Source organism: Leptospira bourretii, from assembly GCF_004770145.1.
Taxonomy (GTDB): domain Bacteria; phylum Spirochaetota; class Leptospiria; order Leptospirales; family Leptospiraceae; genus Leptospira_A; species Leptospira_A bourretii.
In genome coordinates, this window is sequence record NZ_RQFW01000019.1 from 518,249 (window position 1) to 540,125 (window position 21,877).

Consider the following 21,877-nt stretch of genomic DNA (forward strand, 5'->3'; position numbering starts at 1 on the left):
CGGGACTTCGCCCTCGCTTGGTCTGCGACACATAGGCTTTCTGTCACTCGCTTGCATACGCGCCAGTCCCTAACGTCCCGTTCCGGGACTCAGGGTCAGCCTACGTCGGTTAGTCTAGTTCGTTATGCGTAATCACAAAACCAACATGAACAAAGAATACAGAACGATAATCATCCTAGAAAAAAAACAAGGCGTAACCAAGTTTGTATTTGGACATTCCATTCTCTGGGACAAAACAGAACTTGATTACCAAATTACAGATTGGAGAAAAATAGAAATTTCTAATTTCATAATATGGTTTGCTGATATTTCGGAAACTGAATTATCAGGAATCGAATCAGGATTTCAAGAGAATAATTTCAAATTCAAAGGAATACAACTGTGCAATGAATCTACATATTCATATGAAGACAATCAGTTTCTAGAACCAGATTCAACAAAATTCAACCCATTCATCACGCTTTGCACTAAAAGAAAAATTTACTATCGAAAACTTAACTACCTCTCCGGTCTTGACCAATATATACAAGAACGAGAAATTACCTTTAATAAATTAAAAGAAAACTTTGGCATAGACTTGATCGTATACCCATTTATGCTAGAAACTTTTTCTATTTATAGACCTACCAGATTATTCTTTCGATTACATGGAGATAAAGAGAAAAAAGATGCCTTAATCATTAAGGCGTATGATGAATTCGGCTATTACCATGAATCAAAAGTCGAAATTATACTATTTAACGATATGGAAGAACAGTTTTTTTATAAATTTGACCTAAATACGTTATATACAAAAAACAGAATAGAGTGTGGTTTCAATCCATCACGCGCAATTATAAAAGTTACCAACACATTAAATGAAATAATATATAAAACAGATAACTATTTTATTAAGAAGATTGTATTAACTATGGGAATAGGGAAAACACCAATTCAAACTGATTCAGGTATAGTTCGGCCTTTTACTAGTCAAACATTTGAAATAGGTGGCAATGACTAATTATACTTGGGACGAACATCTTTCAACAGTAAAGTCAATACTAAATCATGACAAGCTATCAACAATTCCGCTGATAGAATACAAAACTGAATATCAAAATAAAATGCATCTACTCCTAGGAGAAGAATTCCGAACGGAAAAAAATGCCGAAATTTTCATAATAGATCCATATTTCACTTCAGATGAATTTAATTTCTTAATCAATGCCTTCGGGCAACATGGCGAAAGCTACACATTTCATATAATAACTAAATACGAATTTATTAAAGGAAAAGCAAAGTCAAAATTCCCTTTCATGAAAAACAAAGTAAATAAAAAAATCGTGATAGAGGAAACTCTTAAAATAAGCAGAAAAATCACAGAAGCAGGTATATTCAAAGCTATAAACATATACCATTCCACCTTCCAAATGCACGATAGATACCTATTCATGAACAAAGAAAAAAACAATAACAAGTTTTTTGTTCTAGGGTCATCAATAAACCAAATATTCCAAAATTATTCTTATATTATACGTATAAACGATAGTCATTTCAAAAACATGATTCTGAACTACGTAACCATGCTGCTCGAAAATGTTAAAAAAAATAATTAACTTTATAATTTCAAAAAATAATTATTTCCGTTATTTGATACGATTAAAAAAAGGTAAACTTTATTCAAATAATCTTAACCTTGAAGTAATCTATAACAATGACATATTTTCTTTCGTAAATAATTCCAATTACGTTAACAAATTTGAAATTCTAAACAAATTTACAGATGAATTTGCAGATCACTTACTGAATAAAACTGAATTCGACAAAGAATTTCAAAATTATGGAAAAATCGACAAAAGAAATTACATCTACACATACTGTTTATCTAGCATAAAAATAGATACTCCAAAAATAATAAATCTAATCAAGGAAAAAGAGCATACAAATTTCATAAAGGCATATATTATAGTTCACCGCATAGTAAGTTTACCGCAAATTATATATGATACTGAAATTTTACATACTTGGTTTATGAACAAAGAAATTCGTGAAAATGAGCTGAATGTATTTTCAAAAGAAAACACTATCTTGATTTTACAAAAACTCACCAAAGCTAAATCAAAATTAATAAACAGACATTTGAAAAATCTAAATCTACTCTGGAACCATTATCCAACCCTAGATTCAGCCTTTTCAAAATTAGTTTCCACCCAAATTCTAGAAAACGAACATTTAAATGAGTATAATTATAATTTAGCGGTTAAAGCTCTTCAAACTAACGAAGATTTAATTACTACTTTAAAAAAAATTAAATTAAAAATTGACCCCTTCTCCAGAGAAACTCAATACAGACAATGGCTAATCGATATTCGTAAATTCGATTTCATATATAAATTAATTTCTTCTGAGTTAAATAGAGAAGACCCACTGCGCATTAGCTATGAAAAACAAGAAGAATTACTAAAAAAATTGAGGCAAATAGATAATAGTTTGTGACTACGCATAACAGCACCTTCCCGCTACGCTTCGGCACAAGGCCTCGCTCGGGCTGCGCCAAATTGTCCTCCTGTCACTCGCTTGCATCCGCAAGCTACGTGCCAGTCCCTAACGTCCCGTCCGGGACTCAGGGTCGGACAACTTCGGGAAGGTTAGTTCGTTATGCGATATGCCTAAATCCATTTTACATAATATTCAATTAAGAGGAATTTCATGAAACATAAAGTATTTATTAGCTACCATCACAAAAATGATCAGCTTTACAAAGATTTACTAATTCAAAAAAATATCGAAAATGAAATTTTCATTGATTCATCAGTCGATACCGGAGAAATCTCCGACAGTCTGACGGACGAAGAAATTAGAGTTAAAATTCGAGATGAATATTTAATTGATTCAAGCGTAACAATACTACTAGCTGGGACAGAAACAAAAGCAAGAAAACATATAGACTGGGAAATTTACTCGAGTATGTATGATGGCAAAGTAAACAAAAAATCAGGTATTCTCGTTATTAATTTACCAAGTACAAATTGCAAATATTTCACCGCAGCACACGAAAATGAACAAAAAATATATCCAGCTGATTTTACTTGGACTAACATCCAAACAAGAAAGGAATATGAAGAGAGGTATCCGTATTTACCAGATAGAATTATAGATAACCTTATTTCAAAAAAATCAAAAATCTCCATTACCAATTGGGATACCATTTATAACAATCCGACAGCATTGAAATTTTTAATTGATGCTACTTTCAACGATCGATCCCAAGCGGAGTATGATTTATCAAGACCAATGAGAAGAAAAGATGGATAACGATATATACTCAATTATACACATTTATTTCGACAAAAACTTAAATTTAATCTTCCATGTTAATAATTTTATTATCATTATCTTTCTTATATTCTGCGGAATATATTCATTTATTATATTAAAAAGCCTGATTAAGCATAATAGCATCGAAATCGATGAGGCAAAAATAGGAATTGGTGACCAGAAAATAAAGCTAAAAATAAACAACCTCGATAGACAAATCGCATATCAAATTTGGGTTGAACTTAATACTAGAAAAATCGGTCTCGAATTTGATGAAAATGATGTAATAATTGAGTTATATAACTCTTGGTATGATTTTTTTAAAATAACAAGAGAGTTAATTAAAAGTATACCAGCCAGCAAACTAAACAATAAAAACACAAAGCAAATTATAATGACTGCTATCGAAGTTTTAAATATAGGAATACGCCCGCATTTAACTAAATGGCAAGCTAAATTTCGTAGATGGTATGATTTAGAATCAAAAAAAGAGTCGTCCAAAAAACTCAGTCCCCAAACAATTCAAAGGAAGTTTCCAGATATCGATATACTGATTTCAGAAATCCGAACTGTTAACCAAAGTATGATAAATTACAAAAATCTTATGTATGATATTATTAGCTAAAGCGGCACATCGCATAACAGCGACTAACCGCTTCACTTCGGGACTTGCGCCCTCGCTCGGTCTGCGACACATAGGCTTCTGGCACTCCTCTTGCTTACGCAAGCGTCGTTCCAGTCCCTAACGTCCCGTTTCCGGGACTCAGGGCCAGCCTACGTCGGTTAGTCTAGTTCGTTACACGACATGTGGCAAAAATAATTGTAAACTTATAATTTGGGTAAAAGAAATTAAAAAAGTCTTGAATTTGTACCGTTATTCCGGCACACTTGAAAAGTGATAGAATTTACAGCTTATAAAGGCGAAAAATTCACTGTTGAATGGTATTTTGATGAAAAAGAAAAATCTGATGTTCTAGATTATTTTAATGGTCTTCCAGATGATTTAAAGATTAAAACTTTAGCTTTGTTCAAAAGATTTGCTGACATTGGTGAAATCAAAGACAAAACTAAATTCAATTTTGAAGGAGACTCTCTTTTCGCTTTCAAACCAATTCCTCACAGGTTTCTTTGTTTTTTTGTAAAAGGGAAGAAAATAGTCATTACTAACGCTTTTGTTAAAAAAACGGATAAGCTACCTAAAAACGAAAAAATTAGAGCTATTAAAAGAAGGGAAGATTATGAAACAAGAAGTAAAAAAGGCATCTACTACTAAATCTACATTTGATCGTTTAATGAAAGATAAATCCTTCAAAGCTAAATTTGAGAAGGAATATGATGCTCTAAATCTTTCTGAAACATTAATTGAACTTATGGAATCACAAAAAGTAACCGTTAGAGAACTTTCAAAAAAAGCAAATGTATCAAGCACGGTGATTCAAGAAATTAGAAGTGGGAAACAAGATAATCCAACTTTACTAGTCCTTTCTAAATTAATTCACACTTTAGGTGGTGAAATAGTAATTAAGAAAGGGAAGAAAACATTAGCTAGTGTATAAGCCACACGTCGTATAACAGCGGCTACTCACTGCGCTTCGGCACTACGGCCTCGCTTGGGCTGCGCCACATTTCCCTTCTGGCATTCGCCTGCATACGCAAGCTACATGCCAGTCCCTAACGTCCCGCTGGGACTCAGGGTCGGGAAACGTCGAGTAGCCTAGTTCGTTATACGCAAGGTCATAAATCTATGGATATAAAAAATATTTTTTCAAGAAGGCAAAAGATACTGAGAAATCAATTTCCAGATGTATATCAGTATACATTTATGTCTGAAAATTTAAGAACACAAATTGTAAGGATAATAAATAAAGCATCTAGGCCAGAGGAAAAACTAGGCTCAGACAATTCCTCCAATCTATTTAGAGAAATACGAAATATACTTTGTGATGAATATGGATTATTCTTTTTAACAAATGCCAACCATTATAATAATCCCGAAAATGATGTAATCACATTTGTGCTAACTGAAAAAAATATCGAAAGGGTGCTAGATGCGATTGAATTATTTCTGGAAATATTCAGAAATTTACAGATATCTTTTTCGAAGCCAATGCTCTCCATAGATGATGCAACTTCAATAATTAACCAACGATTTAAAGAAGCAGGATTCGGGTTTAGATTTGAAAACGGTCAAGCAATCAAATTAGATTCAGACTATCTGCATAATGAAACAGTGAAAGAAACAATCAAACTAATTCATGATAAAAAATTCAAAAGCGTAAACGAAGAATTTCTGAAAGCTCATGAACACTTTAAAAAAGGAAACTTCTCTGAAACAATAGTAGAAGCATTAAAATCATTTGAATCAACCATGAAGCTTATTTTAAAAAGTAAAAACATTAAATACAAGCAGGAAGATACTGCCAGTATATTATTAAAGCACTTATTCGAAAATAATTTCATTCCGCCATACCTAAGCAATTATCTTAACAATTTAAAATCTATCTTAGAAAGCGGAATACCAACAATTAGAAACAAAACTGCCTCTCATGGTAAGGGTGATAAAGAAATCGAAATAACCGAAAATTTAGCTTTGTTTACTCTAAATATAACTGGTTCAAGTATAAATTTTCTACTTAAAAATCTGTAAATATGACCCAGCGTATAACAGCGACTAACCGCTGCGCTTCGGGACTTCGCCCTCGCTTGGTCTGCGACACATAGGCTTCTGGCACTCCTCTTGCTTACGCAAGCGTCGTTCCAGTCCCTAACGTCCCGTTCCGGGACTCAGGGCCAGCCTACGTCGGTTAGTCTAGTTCGTTATGCGCTATAGCGGTTAAATATGAAATACAAGAAATTTCTAAAATCCTCAACCGATGAAAATAAAATATACACCTACCCTTTTCAAATTGGCCTTCAAACACTTGAAATTGTTAACGCAAATCTATTTTATATCATTTTCACAGATACGGCAGCAAGTTTACAGGTTAAAAAGGAAAATGGTATCCAAGAAATATATAACAAAATGAAACTCGATGGAGCCTCAGATAAAAACATTGAGAAAGGGATGGAATATTTTAAAGAGTATGAAATAATTCTGAAATCTTCTGTATATATGCGCTTCTTAACTGAAATGGTAGCTCAGTGGGAATTTTATCTGAGTGAAATGCAAAAGTTTATGCAATTGAATATAAATCTGATTAATCCCGAAATATTAAATAACACATTAAAAAAACAATTTGATCGGCTAACAAAATTAGAAATTTTAAAACAAATAGATACAATAACAATCATCGTCGATAATAAATTAAAAATTAATGAATCTGACAAGGAATTACTCTCTGAGATGTTTCTTCTGAGGAATCTAGGCCAGCACAACAGATGGGAATGCGACGAAAAATATTTACACTTATCAAAACAGGGTAAAAAGTGGGAACTTGGCCACTTACGCATGATTAAACAAGAAGAAGTAACGGAAATGTATCGAGCATTTAGTAGCACGATTCGAACAATAACAGAAGCTTTATCCCTGAAATTTGAAAAAGGACAACATAATTTAGACTAAATCAAAACCGCAACAGCGCATAACAGCGACTAACCGCTTCGCTTCGGGACTTACGCCCTCGCTCGGTCTGTGACACATAGGCTTCTGGCACTCCTCTTGCTTACGCAAGCGTCGTTCCAGTCCCTAACGTCCCGCAGGGACTCAGGGTCGGGAAACGTCGAGTAGCCTAGTTCGTTATGCGAAAATTTCCCGGCGCTTTATTTTTAATAGGTTGCGAGCGTCCGTGCTCGCTAAAAAAGGCAAAAAAGTAGTTGTTACCAATTCGGGAACAAGCTTCTATTGATTTGTGAGGGTTATATCAAGAAAAATTCTAAGGGATTTCTACTCTATTCCTAAATACTCGGACTCTAAAACCCCTATAGAAGTTTGGTTTAAAGATACTTCCAGAGCTAGTTGGAAATCTCCTTCTGATATCAAAGAAAAGTATAGAAATGCTAGTTTTCTTAAAAATAATAGGATCGTTTTCAATATACACGGGAATAAATACAGGCTAATTGTGAAAGTTCATTACAATTTACAAACTGTTTTCATTAGATTTATTGGAACTCACGAACAATACGATAAAATCAATGCTGAGGTGATTTAAATGAACATTAAACCTATTAAGAATCAAAAAGATCACTTAGAAGCTCTTTCTGAGATAGAAAAACTTTGGGATGCTAAAAAGAATACTCCCGAATACGATAAATTAGATGTTTTAATAACATTAGTTGATGCTTACGAAACTAAACACTACCCTATTGAAGATCCGGATCCAATTGAAGCTTTAAAATCCGTTATGGATGACATGAATATGAAGAGTGTTGATTTAGGAAATCTAATCGGTGGAAGAAGTCGTGCCACTGAAATCTTAAATCGAAAAAGAAAACTTACTTTAGAAATGATTAGAAAAATTAATCAAAATCTTGGAATTCCAACTGACATTCTTGTAAAAGAATATAAAGTCAAGACTGCTAAGACGGGAAGAAAAAGAACGCCGTCCGTGGCGTAATTCATACAACAAGCCCGAAAACTTCGCATAACAGCAACTAACCGCTTCACTTCGGGACTTACGCCCTCGTTCGGTCTACGACACATAGGCTTTTGTCACTCCTCTTGCTTACGCAAGCGTCGTGCCAATCCCTACCGTCCCGTTCCGGGACTCAGGGTCAGCCTACGTCGGTTAGTCTAGTTCGTTACACGAAATTGGTTTAAATCTAATCATTAAAAATGAAAATTCAATATGCCTCAGATTTACATTTAGAGTTTCCTGAAAACAGAAAATTCCTATCAGAAAACAACATTATACCAAATGCTGAAATTCTAGTTCTGGCTGGTGATATAATTTCAGATAATAATCGAAAGAATGCTGAAAAATTTTTTGAAAATTGGACAAAGCAATTCAAGTTTGTTATTCATGTCCCAGGAAATCATGAATTCTATTCTGGAGAAGTATTATATTCTTATCCAAATTACTATAAAGAGATATCGAAAAATTATTTTAAAATAAACAATAAGACTATCGAAATTGAAAACGTTAGATTAATCTGTTCCACGCTATGGACAAACATTCCTATAAAACTTAAAAATGAATTCGAGACAAAAAGTAACGATTATAAACTAATCAAATACTCTAAAAAACAAATTGAAAAAAGATTAATCACCATTGAAGATACGAATCTTTTTCATGATATTTCTGTTAAATTTATTGAAAGTGAACTCGCAAAGCCATTCCAGGGAAAAACAATTTTGGTTACTCATCAACTGCCAAGCTTTGAATTAATCCTAAATTCTGATAAGAATGAACTAATTAATCACTATTGTGCAACAAACTTAGAAAACATTTATGCTAATAACAATATTGATTTTTGGATTTTTGGCCATTACCACAGAACTGTTAACAAAAAGTTGTTAAATACTACATTTGTTTCTAATCCTCTCGGATACATGAATGAAGACCAAAAAAATAACTTTTCTAAGTCTGCTATTATAGAAGTTTAATCATCAAAAAACCAACTTCGTGTAACAGCACCTTCCCGCTACGCTTCGGCACAAGGCCTCGCTCGGGCTACGCCAAATTGTCCTCCTGTCACTCGCTCGCATACGCAAGCTACGTGCCAGTCCCTAACGTCCCATCCGGGACTCAGGGTCGGACAACTTCGGGAAGGCTAGTTCGTTATGCGACATTAATTAAATGAAACTAAAAATAAACAAAATAATAACAATAATATTATCTGTAGTCTTATTAATATACTCTTCCATTTTTGTTTACTCAATAGCCAGAGCATACGAAATAAGAAATAAATCTTCGGTAATTAACGATGTAAAAATTGAAAAATCAATAATTTCCGATAGATTGCTTAAACCGAATTATATTTTCATATGTGAATCAAATTCAATTACGTTACCATCTGAAATCTGCCAAAACTTCAGGGAAAAATATCCAAAGCTATGTAATCAACCAAATTTATCTCTGGTTTATAACCAATATAACATCTGTGATTCTAATAATTATAGAAACGAAGTCCCATTCGGAAATGTCTCATGTTCAGAACATATATTCCATCTTTTACAAACAAAATTTGATAGCTCGTTTTTTATACCTTACGATGAATTTATTTACGAATCAAAAAGTTTAGTATTTTTAAATATTCTCTTTGACTTTCATCAAGACACATCCATCGATTTATTGCGACTTGAAAATAAACAACTCGAGATATTTTCAAAAACAAATATCTCTATAATTACCAAAAATGGAAGCTTATTACATCTAGTTCTACCGAGTGAAGTAATTAAAAATTTAATTTCAATAATTCCGTATTCAGAATTTACTGATTGCGAAACAATTAAAAGTATTCCAAATTAACGTCGCATAACAGCACCTTCCCGCTACGTTTCGGCACAAGGCCTCACTCGGCCTACGGCAAATTCCCTTCCGTCACGCTTCTTGCTTCGCAAGAAGACGCGCCGACGCCAACGCCTACTTCGTAGGCTCGGCTACAGGGAACTTCGGGAAGGCTAGTTCGTTATCTGCAATTGGCGAAAAATAAATAAAATACAATTAACATGAAGAATATTTTTTACTCTATCTTTCTACTTATATTAACATGTCAAACTTCGGATAATTCGAAAAATGGTATCGATGAAAAATTTGAAACCCAATTTACCAATGCCGATATATTAAATATTAGAAAAACTCCTTCCCTAAGTTCAGAAATTATAAATCAAATTCCATTTGGCTCAAAAATTTCTACTTCTAATAAAAACATTCAAGAATCTTATGCTGAAAGAATTCATTCATGGCACTTCGTAAAAGAAGCAAATGGTTTCGTCCTAGACTACTTTCTACAAAAAAACGATATTTTTCCATCTATAAAAAAGATGGAATTAAAATCATCATACTCTTACAATCAGTGCAATCCTTATGGTATTGGAATTTATAAAACAATAGCATTACAAAACAATAAAACCTATTATACTGATGAGTTTATTGATTTTGATCTTGGGACAAAAAAAATATTTAATGGAAACTATCAAATTAAAAATGATTCAATTTCTATTAATTTAGAAGAAATCGAAACCCAAAGCATATCTTATTCTGATGGAATAGCAAAAATATCTGAAAAAAATATACCGAAAGAGAAAAAAACAAACAATATCGTACTATTTTGGAAAGATAGCATAAAGGGATTTATCACAGACAACCAAGAGAAATATCTTGATTCTACGAATTACAATGTTGATCTCAAAAAATGTATCTTTACAAATAAAAGATGTAAACATTACGATCCATTTGCTGCAGATTGCTCAGAAAAATTTGCAAAGTCAGGTATTTGTGATCAAATTGGCTATTTTTGTAAAAGATAAAAAAATACACTTATACATCGCCAACTGCAGATAACAGCGACTAACCGCTGCGCTTCGGGACTTACGCCCTCGCTTGGTCTGCGACACATAGGCTTCTGGCACTCCCCTTGCCTGCGCAAGTGTCGTGGCCAGTCCCTAACGTCCCGTCCGGGACTCAGGGCCAGCCTACGTCGGTTAGTCTAATTCGTTATGCGCAAGACTATAAAAAAATGAAAAACAAAATTTTAAATGAATTAAAAATCTTCATAATTAGCAATTTTAGAAAATCACCCAGAAGATTAAGAGATTTTCTTTTTTTCGATAATTATATACTTTATACAAAATTAGATTCTGATAAAATTTTTCAAAATCTAAAAATACTTACTAAAGATAAATACTTTCTTAGAATTGTTAATAACCAATTTCAAATATATAGACATCTTGACTATAGAAATTCCGTTATGCCTTATCTTCAAGGGACTATATTCCCAGAAGCGAAATTCTCATTTATATCAATACGAGTTCGAATTCATTGGGTTAGTAAATTAACTCAAATAATCTTCTTTTTAATTTTAGGTATAAATTCATTTAACTTAATATATAAATATTTATTTTATCATAAAAATATAAGTAGAGAATTTATTATAATACCTATTTTCGTTGCATTCCTATATGGTCCGACCTATTTATTTGTAAAAGAATCCAGAATATATAAACTTTTCATTATTGAAACTTTAAAAGTAAAAAGAATAAGATTCAAAAACTGAAAATGTATTTAACCAAAAAGAGCGGTTAACATTACTTACCTTATAATATTCAATTATTTAATATTTAAATTAATGTAGTCAATTTATTTAAATATAGTCCAGCGCATAACAGCGACTAACCGCTTCACTTCGGGACTTACGCCCTCGTTCGGTCTACGACACATAGGCTTTTGTCACTCCTCTTGCTTACGCAAGCGTCGTGCCAATCCCTAACGTCCCTTCAGGGACTCAGGGAACAGCCTACGTCGGTTAGTCTAGTTCGTTATGCGTAATTGTGCAAAAATAATTTAAGAATTTTAAAATGACTTCTACAAAACACCTAGCAGTATTCAGCTTAATTCTTATTTTAACATTCGATTGCAAAAGTAAAATTAATGAATTTCAAAAAACTCAACAATACATTGTAATTGCAGTTCCAGAGAGTTATATAAGAGAAAAACCTGATTTCAATTCAAAAATAGTAGGATCTGTGCCTTTTCATACACGAATTGCCATTACAAGAGATACAAAGGAAAATATCGGCCCACCTGGATGGGATAAAATAACATTTCAAAATATTACTGGATTCATAAACCTCAATGAGATTAGAAGCGATGAAATACCTCTTAAAATTTTAAGATCCAAAAAATCTTCCGATGGGAAATTCGAATTGATTGAGTTAAATTCTAAAGATTCGGAACAAAATTTTTGCGGGTTCTGGCATTCAGGATTTTGTACAATGCAGATAATCGATTTAGAGAATCAAAAAATTATATTTGAAAAAATAAACTATAAATTCGAAGATTTCTTAGATGAAAAGAATATAGTTATATCTTATGGGGGAGGTGAAAGTTGTGATGAGCATTTTCGGTATCTTAACATCAATTTGGAAACATTAGAAGAATCAATTTTCCTAAAATATAGTTTTGAAACAATTAACTGTAATGAAGATAATAAAAGTAATAAATATATTCATCACCTCTGTATTAAAAATAACTGTTTTACAATAAATGAAGGAGAATCTTCTTATACAATAAAAAATGACAATACTGGAATTTCAAAAATTGTAGAATCGGAAGACCATTTTAAATTCAAAAGAAATACATGGAAAAATCCCGAAATAGAAATAAATGGAAAAAAATACAATTTTCTTGAATATTTTTATAAATAGAGCACAACTACGCATAACATCCGCTAACCGCTTCGCTTCGGGACTTGCGCCCTCGCTCGGTCTCCGACACATAGGCTTCTGGCACTCCTCTTGCTTACGCAAGCGTCGTTCCAGTCCCTAACGTCCCGTTCCGGGACTCAGGGCCAGCCTACGTCGGTTAGTCTAGTTCGTTATACGCAATGGGTAAAAAATCATTCAAATTTTGGAAAGAATTTATCTTGACAACTTGTCAACATCTCGCATTCTCAAACTATTATGAAATCCTATGCAGTTGGCGAATTAAAATCCCACTTTTCTGAAGTTCTTGAATATGTTAAGAATGGTGAAAAAGTTGGGATTCTTTTTGGAAAAAACAAAAAAACTATCGCTATGATTGTTCCGATTAACCAAAAGTCTGATGCCAAAAGAAAAATTGGCCTGCTTGATGGAAAAGTTAAAATAACTTTTGAAAAGAATTTCTCCATTACCGAAGAAGAATTCTTAAACTTTTAATGACTTATTTATTAGATACTCATGCTTTACTTTGGGTAATTGGTGATTCAAAACAATTAAGTAAAAATATCATCAAAATAGTTCAGGACCAAGAAAATCAAATTTTAGTTAGCGCAATCTCTTTATGGGAAATTTCCTTAAAATTCAAACTCGGAAAACTTAAACTTTCGGGGTTTAAGCCGGAGGAAATTCCAAAATTACTTGAAAAATTAAACATAAATATAATTGAGCTGAGCCAAGAAGAAGCGTCTTCTTACCATAACTTGAAAGAAGATTTTCATAAAGATCCATTTGACCGAATGCTCATTTGGCAATGTATATCAAGAAAACTAACGTTCATTTCTAAAGATTCAGAGATAAAGAAGTATAAAATATCTGGATTAAAAACCATTTGGTCTTAATTACCCACTGCGTATAACAGCGGGGAAACGCTGCGCTTCGGCACTTACGGCCTCGCTTGGTCTGCGACACATTCCCTTTCTGTCACTCGTTTGCATCCGCAAACTCCGTGCCAGTCCCTAACGTCCCGTCGGGACTCAGGGTCAGGGAACGTCGTCTCCCCTAATTCGTTATGCGAAATAATTTAAAATTTAAAAGATTATGAATAAAAAAATAATACTAACTCTCTTTCTATCTACTTCAATCTGGAATGGAATTTCATCAGAATCATTAGAAAGGAAAAGAATAAACCTTCTTGTTTCTCCAGTTGGCTTTTTACAGACAAACACTAAATACTTTACAAACGAAACGGAAAGCTCCCCAAATATTCATTTTCTATATGGAATTACAAACAATTTCTTTGTTGGTTTCAACTATGGTGTTGGATTAAGTTCAAAACAAAAAAATTATAGTTATCAAGGATCATTACCTGGATCTACCAAATTTTATAATCTTTCGAGATCTAGAAATTCGGAAACATTCTCTATTTCAACTCAATACTTTTTTTGGGGAAATTTCTACGGAAGTTTATATTTTGGATTTGAAAAAGGATATACTTCGGAAAACCAAAATTATTCCACGATTAGTGGCGCTTCAATTGATATTGAACCTTATAAGGAAAGGAATATTTTCTCTGATAAATATTTCGGAAATCTTGGAATTGGATTTAGAAAGGAGTTCTTTAATTACATACCTATTGGATTTGAATTTCAATACGGATATATGGAAGCAGGAAAAAGGAATACTCATATAACTTATAATCCGGAATATTATCGTGGTGCCATTCCTGCCAATATAAGCTCAATTTACATAAATGAGAATTTTTTTCAAAATAAAGAAAAAAATTCAGATTATTATCAAATAAATATTTTTGTCGGTATAGCATTATAATATTGAAACAATAAATTACTTCGCATAACAGCGACTAACCGCTGCGCTTCGGGACTTCGCCCTCGCTTGGCCTGCGACACATAGGCTTTCTGTCACTCGCTTGCATACGCAAGCTCCGTGCCAGTCCCTAACGTCCCTTCGGGACTCAGGGTCAGCCTACGTCGGTTAGTCTAGTTCGTTATACGCCATTAAAAATATGATAAAAAAAATACAATTTATTCTAACAATATTTCTGATTTTCTTTATTTTCATAAAAGAAATTAAATCAGAACACAAAAACAACATAATACAGTACTGTCAAAGAGATTATCTATTTGAGCAAATCTCAACCCATTTTAAAAACAACGATCAGAAACTTAGCGAAATTAGTGCCTTTGATTGCCTTCAAATAGCTGGTTACTACGACAATAAATACCTAATGTTCTTAATCAACACATTACCTTTCAAAAAGAATAAAGATTTTTTTGTTACTACATTATTAATAAATAACCCAACTGAAATAAATATTCAAAATTTAAAATACCTCTTGGAAGTAAAAAAATCAGATGTTGCTTATTTAAATTGGGTATTCGATATTCTTTTAAAAAATGGAAGTAATCATTACATAAAAATATTTGATGACTTCAATAATACATTTCATCCTAAAATTAGCGAACACATTGTAAGAATTAGAAAAAATTTGGATTATAAACCTTATAACACCACATTTGAATCAGTTTCAGATAAGAAAAAACATAAATCCCTCAAAGACGAAGAAATTAATAAAATTCTAATCGAAGAATGCAAAAATAGAATCCTTATAAATAAGGATATTAAATCTGATCCTGAAAAACCAATTATTTCATTTAACTTTTCTTTGGAGTGCTTATTCCTGGGAGATAAAGAAAAATCTTATGAATTATTTAAAGAACTTATCGAATCGAATTTGGATACAGACTATCAACTAGAATTAATTAATGTAATTAGTAGGTATAGAAAGAAGGATGATTTTACTTATTTCAAAAAACTATTTCATGAAAAATCCGAAAAAGAATTAAAAAAAAAATTAATATATTCAATGGATGGGTACGACGATGAACAGTATTTAAATTTCTTAACGGATTTAAAAAAATCAAACATTCTAGAAATGAATGAATTAGAATACTTAATCGAAAAAGTAAAAAACAGAATTTTATTTAAAAACATAAATTCCTTTGAAGAAGTCTTAAATATAAATCCAGATATTGTTATAACTGAAGATCCTTCGGAGAATCTACTTAACTTAATTAAGTTAAATGAAAAATACCATCAAGATATTTTAACTTTAGGCTATAAATATCTGTTAAAAAAATATCCAGACAATGATTATCTCAATTCCTATATCGCATCAGAAATAATGGATTTTAATGAAATTGCAATTAAAACCCACATGGAGAAAATAAAAAATGACAGTTACTTAACCAGCTTATACCTCGTAAAAAGGGGTGAAATAGAATTAAAAAATTTCAACTATAATAATTCTTTAGAAAATTACACAAAAATTTTGGAAAATAAAATTCCAGCTATCATAGAAACAAATTCAATATATTTATTAATTGAAAAATTAAAATTCATGATAAAATTTAACAGCGTATAACAGCGACTAACCGCTTCGCTTCGGGACTTACGCCCTCGCTCGGTCTGCGACACATTCCCTTTCTGTCACTCGTTTGCATCCGCAAACTCCGTGCCAGTCCCTAACGTCCCGTCGGGACTCAGGGTCAGGGAACGTCGTCTCCCCTAGTTCGTTATGCGTAATTGCTGAAGATCTTTGCTTAATAACAAAAAAAAACAAAAGTTAAATAATTTTCTCTATTTCAAACCACAAACCGAAAAATAGCTTCCAATTAAGTCAAAATTTGATAAACGCCAAAATCAAGTTTTAAATACATATTTCGATAAAAGCAGTTTCCTTTTCTAAAGCATCAAAAATCAGTATGAAAATACAGAAGCTTTGATTAAATACTATCAAAAACTATTAACCAAATATTTTCATCAAAGCAAAAAAATTAGAATTAAAATCATGATTGTATTTTTATTTTTTTTCCTTTATTTTATCTTAAATCCTTACTATTTCATAATGCTAAACGTTTACAAATCAAACGGAATCGCATGTATATTCGGAAAAGAAAATGCATTTGTCTTCTTATTTACATTAATTCCATTATCTTTAATTACAAATGCCTTTGTATTGAAAAAAGCATATATATACTTCACACAAGGAATTAAAGAAAACAATTTATTTATTTTAATTTTCGCTGTATATACAATAATCTACTCCTGGTTTTTGCTTTCTGCAGTAATGTTTACAGATCAAAATATTTCCTGCCGTTATGATTATTCTCTAGGCAATTTAAAAATAAAATCTCTTGATAATACTGTTAATATCGATGATAAAAATATTCAAAATGCAGGAACCCAGTTATCAAACTTTTGCTCAAAAAATCGGGCAAGGATTCCAAATATTAGCGACACTCAATTACTCAATCATAAAGAATCCCTCTCCAAAAAAGGCGATCTTATATTACTATTCAACGAAAACCTCAAAAGTTACGATTATTACACATACAATGGAAAAAATTTTCAAATAAACAATTCCCGATTAGAAATCCAAAAGTATCATTTTTGCATTCTAAATACACTCAAGATAAAAAGCATTTTAAGATTTGAGATCAATTAGAATCGCAACTACGCATAACAGCAACTTACCGCTTCGCTTCGGCACTACGGCCTCGCTCGGCCTGCGGCAAATCCTCCTCCTGGCATTCGCCTTGCTTAGCAAGCTACATGCCAGTCCCTAACGTCCCGTTGGGACTCAGGGTCGGAGGACTTCGGTAAGTCTAGTTCGTTATGCGCTATGTCTAATAATTCAATCAAAATAAGGAAAAAAAATGTCAGAAAAAGCAAAAAAGAAAATATTATTTAGTCCATATATTTCCACATACATAATATATCTAATAACTAATAAAAGAATATTAGCAATTATAGGTGTATTTTCCTTTGGATTAGGAATTACCTCCTTTCTCTATCCTGAATTATATTCTGAAATATTATTTTTTTTCAATATTTATTTCAAAGAAAAATCTGATACTCGAATTTTACTTCTATTATTAGGTTCATTCTCTTTTTCACTTTTATATCTTCAATCAGGAGAGAAAAACAAAGACAATATTCTATTAGATAAAATAACTAAAAACTTATTGGAAAAAATAAACTATAATAGAAATGAAACTCGCGAGTTAAAAATAAAACTAGAGAAGGTTCTCGATGGTCAAAATACAATCGTTACCAAGGAGATAATCACAGAAGAAGACAAAAAGACAATAATTCTAAAAACTATCGATAATTTAGAAAAAAATATTATTGAAAGCGTTATAAAAAAACACTTAAACGAAATGGAAAAATCTCAGCAGGAACCGAGAGTGAACTCTGAAATTACAGATTACTTACTAAAACCTGAAAAAAGAATTTTATCTGAAATCAGAAATTTGAGTTTAAGAGCAAATTTTAACCTTGCAATTGGAATGATTATTACAGCCGCTGGATTAATTCTTTTACTTAATACCGTAAACATTCTCGATACATCAGAAAATTTAAAGGAATTATCTCAAAAAGGAGATGAAACTAACTCGATTTTTCTAAAAAACATATTCATTTCATTCATTCCCAGATTTTCATTATTCGTTTTTATAGAAGTATTCGCATACTTTTTTTTAAAATTGTATAAAAGTGGGTTAGATGAAATTAAATATTACCAAAACGAATTAACAAACATACAATTAAAATCGATTTCCACAGTTATTTCACTTTCGTCAAATCAAACTGAGGCGTTAAGAATATCTCTAGATTCATTATCAAATACTGAGAGAAATTTTATTTTAAATAAAGACCAAACAACCGTATCCCTAGAAAAAGCAAAAACTGATACAAAGATTGTCAATAATCTCATAAAATATATACCGAAATATTTCAAAAACCAAAACTGACCAATTAATTCGTTCCAGTATATACGACACAGCGCATAACAGCAACTAACCGCTTCGCTTCGGGACTAGCGCCCTCGCTCGGTCTCCGACACATAGGCTTCTGGCACTCCTCTTGCTTGCGCAAGCGTCGTTCCAGTCCCTAACGTCCCACTGGGACTCAGGGTCGGGAAACGTCGAGTAGCCTAGTTCGTTATGCGCAAGTCATTAAATGCATTTAATTACTGTTTAAAAAATATATATATTTACGAAAAAATAAACCATCGAAAGGAAACTATTAACATGCATAACACATTATTTATCTTAGCGGATATACAATTTATTCTAGGAATAATAGGATACTCTGAATATGAAGATCGAATCAAAATTGCTCATTGGATATATGGAGACATTGAAGATGATCCAAGGTCTGAAATTCGAGAGACAAATTTCTCTTTAGAAAATAATCCAGATTTTAGTGAAAAAATCGTAAATAAAATGAAAGAAGAAGGATCAATTGAATTTAAGTGTTTTGGAATTTGGATATTTACTAAAGCTGATCCAGACCCATACCCCTCAGTTCCGCATGGACACTACAAAGATCAAAACAAATCTTGGCCTAAATTGAATCCATATACTGGAAAAGTTTTCAATGAAAAGGATCAGGAAGATAAATCACTGAGACTTACTAAAGAACAATTAAAAATACTATGGTCAGATGAAAAATTTAAATCGTTCTGTAGAGAGATGATCGTTTGGTATCTGGAAGAATTTCCGTTATATGATTTTCCAGTTCGAATACCATTAAGGTTCCCTAAATACAGATAATAGAGAACATAAAATTATAAAGACATTTCAAATAAATACAAATGAGTCTTCAAAACATGACCTGCGCATAACAGCGACTAACCGCTTCACTTCGGGACTTACGCCCTCGTTCGGTCTGCGACACATTGGCCTCTGGCACTCCTCTTGCTTGCGCAAGCGTCGTTCCAGTCCCTAACGTCCCGCTGGGACTCAGGGCCGGCCCACGTCGGTTAGTCTAATTCGTTATGCGAAAGAAGAAGCAAAACTTTTTAGATTAATATAGATCAAGAAATTTATTTAAATATAATTAAACTTTATAATATAACCGGGTTTTTATTGAATGAAAAAAATGATAGTAGAAGAATTTATAAAAGCTACAAATTCACGCAATTGGAAAAAAGTATTAAGCTTAACACATTCAAATTTCATAAGACATAGCTCTTCAATACCTAATGAAATTCATGGAAATCACTCTTTAGTAGAATTCCATAAAAATGAATTGAAAACTTTTCCTGATCTTGATGAAAAAATTGAGTTTTTAATTGAGGAGAATGATCTGGTTGCTGCTCGAATAAAATTTACCGGCACTCAGAAAGGTAAATTAGGAAAACTTGCTCCTTCCAATAAAATTTTATCCGCTTCATTCAATTGTTTTTTCAAAATTGTCGACAACAAAATTTCTGATACTTGGGTTGAGTATGACAATCTTAATGGATTAATGCAATTAGGGCATATTAACTCCGATTTAATTTAAACTTTACATTTTTTAAAAAATTTTATTCTTAATTTTCTTTTAAAAAAAAAGTTCTAAAATATTAAATAAAATATCATTAGAGAATGGGACTATTAAACTAATATCCAAATCCACTGTAAACTTCTTCCTTCGCATAACAGCACCTTAACGCTTCGCTTCGGCACTAACGGCCTCGCTTGGCCTGCGGCAAATTCCCTTCCGGCACGCTTCTTGCCCAGCAAGAAGGCGCGCCGACGCCAACACCTACTTCGTAGGCTCGGCTACAGGGAACTTCGGGAAGACTAATGCGTTATACGCAAGGTCGCAAAATTTCACCATGTTTATAGGAATAATAAAAATATAACTTGACCGTAATACAAATACGTAATACGATTTAAATATGATTAGTTTACGTCTACCGCCAGAACTAGAAAGAAAATTAGATTCATTTGCTAAATCTGAAGGAAAAAGCCGAACAGAAATTGTTAAAGATTCCATTCTAGAATACATTAAAAATCGAGGAATTAATAAAACTCCCTTTGAACTAGGCTTAGATTTATTTGGAAAACATAATTCTGATATTACCGATTTAGCTCAAAATAGAAAAGCATACTTACAAAAAGCTATTGGAAAGAAAAATGAAAAACGTAGCTCTCATTGATTCTGGTCCGATTATTGCCTTATTTAACTCAAAAGATAAATTTCACAAACCTACTTTAAAATATCTTAAATCATATACTGGTGAATTAATTTCTTCCTGGCCAGTAGTTACAGAAGTTGTCTACCTACTATCTTTCTCAGTCGAAGCTCAAGCTGATTTTCTTGAATGGATTGAAAGAGGAAGCATTCAAATTTTCGATTTAAACATTGACGACCTTAAATATATCAAAAATCGGATGAGAAAGTATGCAGATTTACCAATGGATTTAGCTGATGCTTCTTTAATGTGTATTTCGGAAAAATTAGGTATCGAAAAAATTATTAGTATTGATTCAGATTTTTCCATTTATAAAAACTTAAGAGGAAAATATCTACAAAACCTCTTTAAAATATAAATGCGACCCAGCGTATAACAGCAACTAACCGCTGCGCTTCGGGACTTACGCCCTCGCTTGGTCTGCGACACATAGGCTTTTGTCACTTCTCTTGCTTACGCAAGCGTCGTGCCAATCCCTAACGTCCCATTCGGGACTCAGGGCCAGCCTACGTCGGTTAGTCTAGTTCGTTAAGCGAAATCGGAAAAATTTAAAATTAGAAGGCTACTAAATGAAAATAAAAACAATAATTCTTTTGACCTTAGCTTTTGAATCTTGTAGAACTATTCCTATCTATAAATATGAAATAGAAGATTCAAAAAACAAAGTAAATTTATCAAATAAGAGTCTAAAGATCCTTTTTTTGGATGATGCTAGAGTAGGAGTAAACATAGATAATAGTATACTTTCACTTATTCCTTTATTTATTTATGGAAAAAAAGAATTACATTTTCCAGAATATGATGAAATTTCTGTAAACTCACCTTTAAAATATTTTATAGCCGACATTCTTGAAAAGGAAATTGGAAGCAAATTCTCTTTAAAAAAAATATTAATCACAGATGATAAATCCATACCTACCGACTTTACTATACAAGGAGTTTTACAAAAATCATTCTGTGAAAGAAGATTCTACACGTATGGATTAAGTTTATATGGAGTATTGTTATGGTACTTTGGTGCTCCCGCGATGGCAAATGAATGCGAAATAGAATTAAAAATTGCTTTTCTTGACTCAAGAAATAAAGAATTTTTCTCAAAAATTTATTCAACTAAACAAAACATGAACGTAGGTATATATACAAAATATTCAAATTTAAATAGAAACTATAGCGAAACTATCAAATTTATATCCAAACAAATAATAGAAGATATAAATTCGAAAATCAACAATTAAATA

General features: G+C 32.2%; 26 protein-coding genes. All 26 read left to right on the top strand.

Features of this window, described 5'->3' with window-relative positions; all coding sequences use genetic code 11:
- The first annotated feature begins 145 nt into the window (after positions 1–145).
- Complete coding sequence (locus EHQ47_RS16830; protein WP_135777650.1) at positions 146–1,000, top strand: hypothetical protein; 855 nt, start codon at positions 146–148, stop codon at positions 998–1,000.
- Entirely contained in the window at positions 993–1,595 is a 603-nt protein-coding gene (locus tag EHQ47_RS16835; RefSeq protein WP_135777651.1) for a hypothetical protein, read from the top strand. Before EHQ47_RS16830 ends, EHQ47_RS16835 begins: the two co-directional genes overlap by 8 nt.
- On the top strand, positions 1,576–2,475 hold the full coding sequence (locus tag EHQ47_RS16840; RefSeq protein ID WP_135777652.1) for a hypothetical protein: 900 nt from the start codon (positions 1,576–1,578) through the stop codon (positions 2,473–2,475). The genes EHQ47_RS16835 and EHQ47_RS16840 overlap by 20 nt, the downstream gene beginning before the upstream one ends.
- 213 nt (positions 2,476–2,688) lie before the next feature.
- Positions 2,689–3,294 carry a TIR domain-containing protein gene (locus EHQ47_RS16845; RefSeq protein ID WP_135777653.1) on the top strand — a complete coding sequence of 202 codons (606 nt, stop codon included), beginning with the start codon at positions 2,689–2,691 and terminating at the stop codon, positions 3,292–3,294.
- The gene (locus EHQ47_RS16850) at positions 3,287–3,922 is read left to right on the top strand and encodes a hypothetical protein (protein WP_135777654.1); all 636 of its coding nucleotides are present in this window, start codon (positions 3,287–3,289) and stop codon (positions 3,920–3,922) included. Before EHQ47_RS16845 ends, EHQ47_RS16850 begins: the two co-directional genes overlap by 8 nt.
- A gap of 270 nt (positions 3,923–4,192) precedes the next feature.
- Entirely contained in the window at positions 4,193–4,570 is a 378-nt protein-coding gene (locus tag EHQ47_RS16855; RefSeq protein ID WP_135777655.1) for a type II toxin-antitoxin system RelE/ParE family toxin, read from the top strand.
- Positions 4,536–4,853 (top strand): helix-turn-helix domain-containing protein, encoded by a 318-nt coding sequence (locus EHQ47_RS16860; RefSeq protein WP_135777656.1) that lies wholly within the window; start codon positions 4,536–4,538, stop codon positions 4,851–4,853. Before EHQ47_RS16855 ends, EHQ47_RS16860 begins: the two co-directional genes overlap by 35 nt.
- Before the next feature lie 188 nt (positions 4,854–5,041).
- Positions 5,042–5,944: an STM4504/CBY_0614 family protein gene (locus EHQ47_RS16865; protein ID WP_135777657.1), complete on the top strand. Its 903-nt coding sequence runs from the start codon at positions 5,042–5,044 to the stop codon at positions 5,942–5,944.
- Between the two features lie 192 nt (positions 5,945–6,136).
- Positions 6,137–6,859, top strand: coding sequence for a hypothetical protein (locus EHQ47_RS16870; RefSeq protein ID WP_135777658.1), 723 nt, complete (start codon positions 6,137–6,139; stop codon positions 6,857–6,859).
- 286 nt (positions 6,860–7,145) lie between these two features.
- Positions 7,146–7,445, top strand: a complete 300-nt coding sequence (locus EHQ47_RS16875; RefSeq protein WP_135777659.1) for a type II toxin-antitoxin system HigB family toxin — start codon at positions 7,146–7,148, stop codon at positions 7,443–7,445.
- Positions 7,446–7,850, top strand: coding sequence for a helix-turn-helix domain-containing protein (locus EHQ47_RS16880; RefSeq protein ID WP_002974878.1), 405 nt, complete (start codon positions 7,446–7,448; stop codon positions 7,848–7,850).
- 218 nt (positions 7,851–8,068) lie between these two features.
- Positions 8,069–8,839: a metallophosphoesterase gene (locus EHQ47_RS16885; RefSeq protein WP_135777660.1), complete on the top strand. Its 771-nt coding sequence runs from the start codon at positions 8,069–8,071 to the stop codon at positions 8,837–8,839.
- Between the two features lie 193 nt (positions 8,840–9,032).
- The gene (locus EHQ47_RS16890) at positions 9,033–9,704 is read left to right on the top strand and encodes a hypothetical protein (RefSeq protein ID WP_135777661.1); all 672 of its coding nucleotides are present in this window, start codon (positions 9,033–9,035) and stop codon (positions 9,702–9,704) included.
- A gap of 200 nt (positions 9,705–9,904) precedes the next feature.
- The gene (locus EHQ47_RS16895; RefSeq protein WP_135747760.1) at positions 9,905–10,705 is read left to right on the top strand and encodes an SH3 domain-containing protein; all 801 of its coding nucleotides are present in this window, start codon (positions 9,905–9,907) and stop codon (positions 10,703–10,705) included.
- A 1,047-nt stretch (positions 10,706–11,752) separates the two neighbouring features.
- A complete protein-coding gene (locus EHQ47_RS16900) occupies positions 11,753–12,601 on the top strand; it encodes an SH3 domain-containing protein (protein ID WP_135749464.1) in 849 nt (282 codons plus the stop codon).
- A 255-nt stretch (positions 12,602–12,856) separates the two neighbouring features.
- Positions 12,857–13,093, top strand: a complete 237-nt coding sequence (locus EHQ47_RS16905; protein WP_135748196.1) for a type II toxin-antitoxin system Phd/YefM family antitoxin — start codon at positions 12,857–12,859, stop codon at positions 13,091–13,093.
- The gene (locus EHQ47_RS16910; RefSeq protein WP_135748195.1) at positions 13,093–13,494 is read left to right on the top strand and encodes a type II toxin-antitoxin system VapC family toxin; all 402 of its coding nucleotides are present in this window, start codon (positions 13,093–13,095) and stop codon (positions 13,492–13,494) included. Before EHQ47_RS16905 ends, EHQ47_RS16910 begins: the two co-directional genes overlap by 1 nt.
- A gap of 199 nt (positions 13,495–13,693) precedes the next feature.
- Positions 13,694–14,422, top strand: a complete 729-nt coding sequence (locus EHQ47_RS16915) for a hypothetical protein (RefSeq protein WP_135777662.1) — start codon at positions 13,694–13,696, stop codon at positions 14,420–14,422.
- 196 nt (positions 14,423–14,618) lie between these two features.
- Entirely contained in the window at positions 14,619–16,037 is a 1,419-nt protein-coding gene (locus EHQ47_RS16920) for a hypothetical protein (protein ID WP_135749974.1), read from the top strand.
- A gap of 426 nt (positions 16,038–16,463) precedes the next feature.
- Positions 16,464–17,120, top strand: a complete 657-nt coding sequence (locus EHQ47_RS16925; protein ID WP_135749975.1) for a hypothetical protein — start codon at positions 16,464–16,466, stop codon at positions 17,118–17,120.
- Positions 17,121–17,331: 211 nt separating this feature from the next.
- A complete protein-coding gene (locus EHQ47_RS16930; RefSeq protein WP_135777663.1) occupies positions 17,332–18,426 on the top strand; it encodes a hypothetical protein in 1,095 nt (364 codons plus the stop codon).
- 279 nt (positions 18,427–18,705) lie between these two features.
- Positions 18,706–19,230, top strand: a complete 525-nt coding sequence (locus EHQ47_RS16935; protein WP_135777664.1) for a hypothetical protein — start codon at positions 18,706–18,708, stop codon at positions 19,228–19,230.
- A gap of 319 nt (positions 19,231–19,549) precedes the next feature.
- The gene (locus EHQ47_RS16940; RefSeq protein WP_135777665.1) at positions 19,550–19,963 is read left to right on the top strand and encodes an ester cyclase; all 414 of its coding nucleotides are present in this window, start codon (positions 19,550–19,552) and stop codon (positions 19,961–19,963) included.
- 379 nt (positions 19,964–20,342) lie between these two features.
- Entirely contained in the window at positions 20,343–20,603 is a 261-nt protein-coding gene (locus tag EHQ47_RS16945; protein ID WP_135749895.1) for a ribbon-helix-helix protein, CopG family, read from the top strand.
- Positions 20,581–20,997 carry a type II toxin-antitoxin system VapC family toxin gene (locus tag EHQ47_RS16950; protein WP_135749896.1) on the top strand — a complete coding sequence of 139 codons (417 nt, stop codon included), beginning with the start codon at positions 20,581–20,583 and terminating at the stop codon, positions 20,995–20,997. The genes EHQ47_RS16945 and EHQ47_RS16950 overlap by 23 nt, the downstream gene beginning before the upstream one ends.
- Positions 20,998–21,208: 211 nt before the next feature.
- Positions 21,209–21,874, top strand: a complete 666-nt coding sequence (locus EHQ47_RS16955; protein ID WP_135777666.1) for a hypothetical protein — start codon at positions 21,209–21,211, stop codon at positions 21,872–21,874.
- Positions 21,875–21,877 lie beyond the last annotated feature (3 nt).

Coding starts and splice junctions, on each gene's coding strand:
- EHQ47_RS16885 (WP_135777660.1), top strand. CDS start 8,069: ATGAAAATTCAATATGCCTCAGATTTACATTTAGAGTTTCCTGAAAAC.
- EHQ47_RS16900 (WP_135749464.1), top strand. CDS start 11,753: ATGACTTCTACAAAACACCTAGCAGTATTCAGCTTAATTCTTATTTTA.
- EHQ47_RS16935 (WP_135777664.1), top strand. CDS start 18,706: ATGCATAACACATTATTTATCTTAGCGGATATACAATTTATTCTAGGA.
- EHQ47_RS16920 (WP_135749974.1), top strand. CDS start 14,619: ATGATAAAAAAAATACAATTTATTCTAACAATATTTCTGATTTTCTTT.
- EHQ47_RS16860 (WP_135777656.1), top strand. CDS start 4,536: ATGAAACAAGAAGTAAAAAAGGCATCTACTACTAAATCTACATTTGAT.
- EHQ47_RS16895 (WP_135747760.1), top strand. CDS start 9,905: ATGAAGAATATTTTTTACTCTATCTTTCTACTTATATTAACATGTCAA.
- EHQ47_RS16910 (WP_135748195.1), top strand. CDS start 13,093: ATGACTTATTTATTAGATACTCATGCTTTACTTTGGGTAATTGGTGAT.
- EHQ47_RS16945 (WP_135749895.1), top strand. CDS start 20,343: ATGATTAGTTTACGTCTACCGCCAGAACTAGAAAGAAAATTAGATTCA.
- EHQ47_RS16850 (WP_135777654.1), top strand. CDS start 3,287: ATGGATAACGATATATACTCAATTATACACATTTATTTCGACAAAAAC.
- EHQ47_RS16830 (WP_135777650.1), top strand. CDS start 146: ATGAACAAAGAATACAGAACGATAATCATCCTAGAAAAAAAACAAGGC.
- EHQ47_RS16840 (WP_135777652.1), top strand. CDS start 1,576: ATGTTAAAAAAAATAATTAACTTTATAATTTCAAAAAATAATTATTTC.
- EHQ47_RS16835 (WP_135777651.1), top strand. CDS start 993: ATGACTAATTATACTTGGGACGAACATCTTTCAACAGTAAAGTCAATA.
- EHQ47_RS16925 (WP_135749975.1), top strand. CDS start 16,464: ATGATTGTATTTTTATTTTTTTTCCTTTATTTTATCTTAAATCCTTAC.
- EHQ47_RS16915 (WP_135777662.1), top strand. CDS start 13,694: ATGAATAAAAAAATAATACTAACTCTCTTTCTATCTACTTCAATCTGG.
- EHQ47_RS16845 (WP_135777653.1), top strand. CDS start 2,689: ATGAAACATAAAGTATTTATTAGCTACCATCACAAAAATGATCAGCTT.
- EHQ47_RS16940 (WP_135777665.1), top strand. CDS start 19,550: ATGAAAAAAATGATAGTAGAAGAATTTATAAAAGCTACAAATTCACGC.
- EHQ47_RS16955 (WP_135777666.1), top strand. CDS start 21,209: ATGAAAATAAAAACAATAATTCTTTTGACCTTAGCTTTTGAATCTTGT.
- EHQ47_RS16865 (WP_135777657.1), top strand. CDS start 5,042: ATGGATATAAAAAATATTTTTTCAAGAAGGCAAAAGATACTGAGAAAT.
- EHQ47_RS16930 (WP_135777663.1), top strand. CDS start 17,332: ATGTCAGAAAAAGCAAAAAAGAAAATATTATTTAGTCCATATATTTCC.
- EHQ47_RS16905 (WP_135748196.1), top strand. CDS start 12,857: ATGAAATCCTATGCAGTTGGCGAATTAAAATCCCACTTTTCTGAAGTT.
- EHQ47_RS16950 (WP_135749896.1), top strand. CDS start 20,581: ATGAAAAACGTAGCTCTCATTGATTCTGGTCCGATTATTGCCTTATTT.
- EHQ47_RS16890 (WP_135777661.1), top strand. CDS start 9,033: ATGAAACTAAAAATAAACAAAATAATAACAATAATATTATCTGTAGTC.
- EHQ47_RS16870 (WP_135777658.1), top strand. CDS start 6,137: ATGAAATACAAGAAATTTCTAAAATCCTCAACCGATGAAAATAAAATA.
- EHQ47_RS16880 (WP_002974878.1), top strand. CDS start 7,446: ATGAACATTAAACCTATTAAGAATCAAAAAGATCACTTAGAAGCTCTT.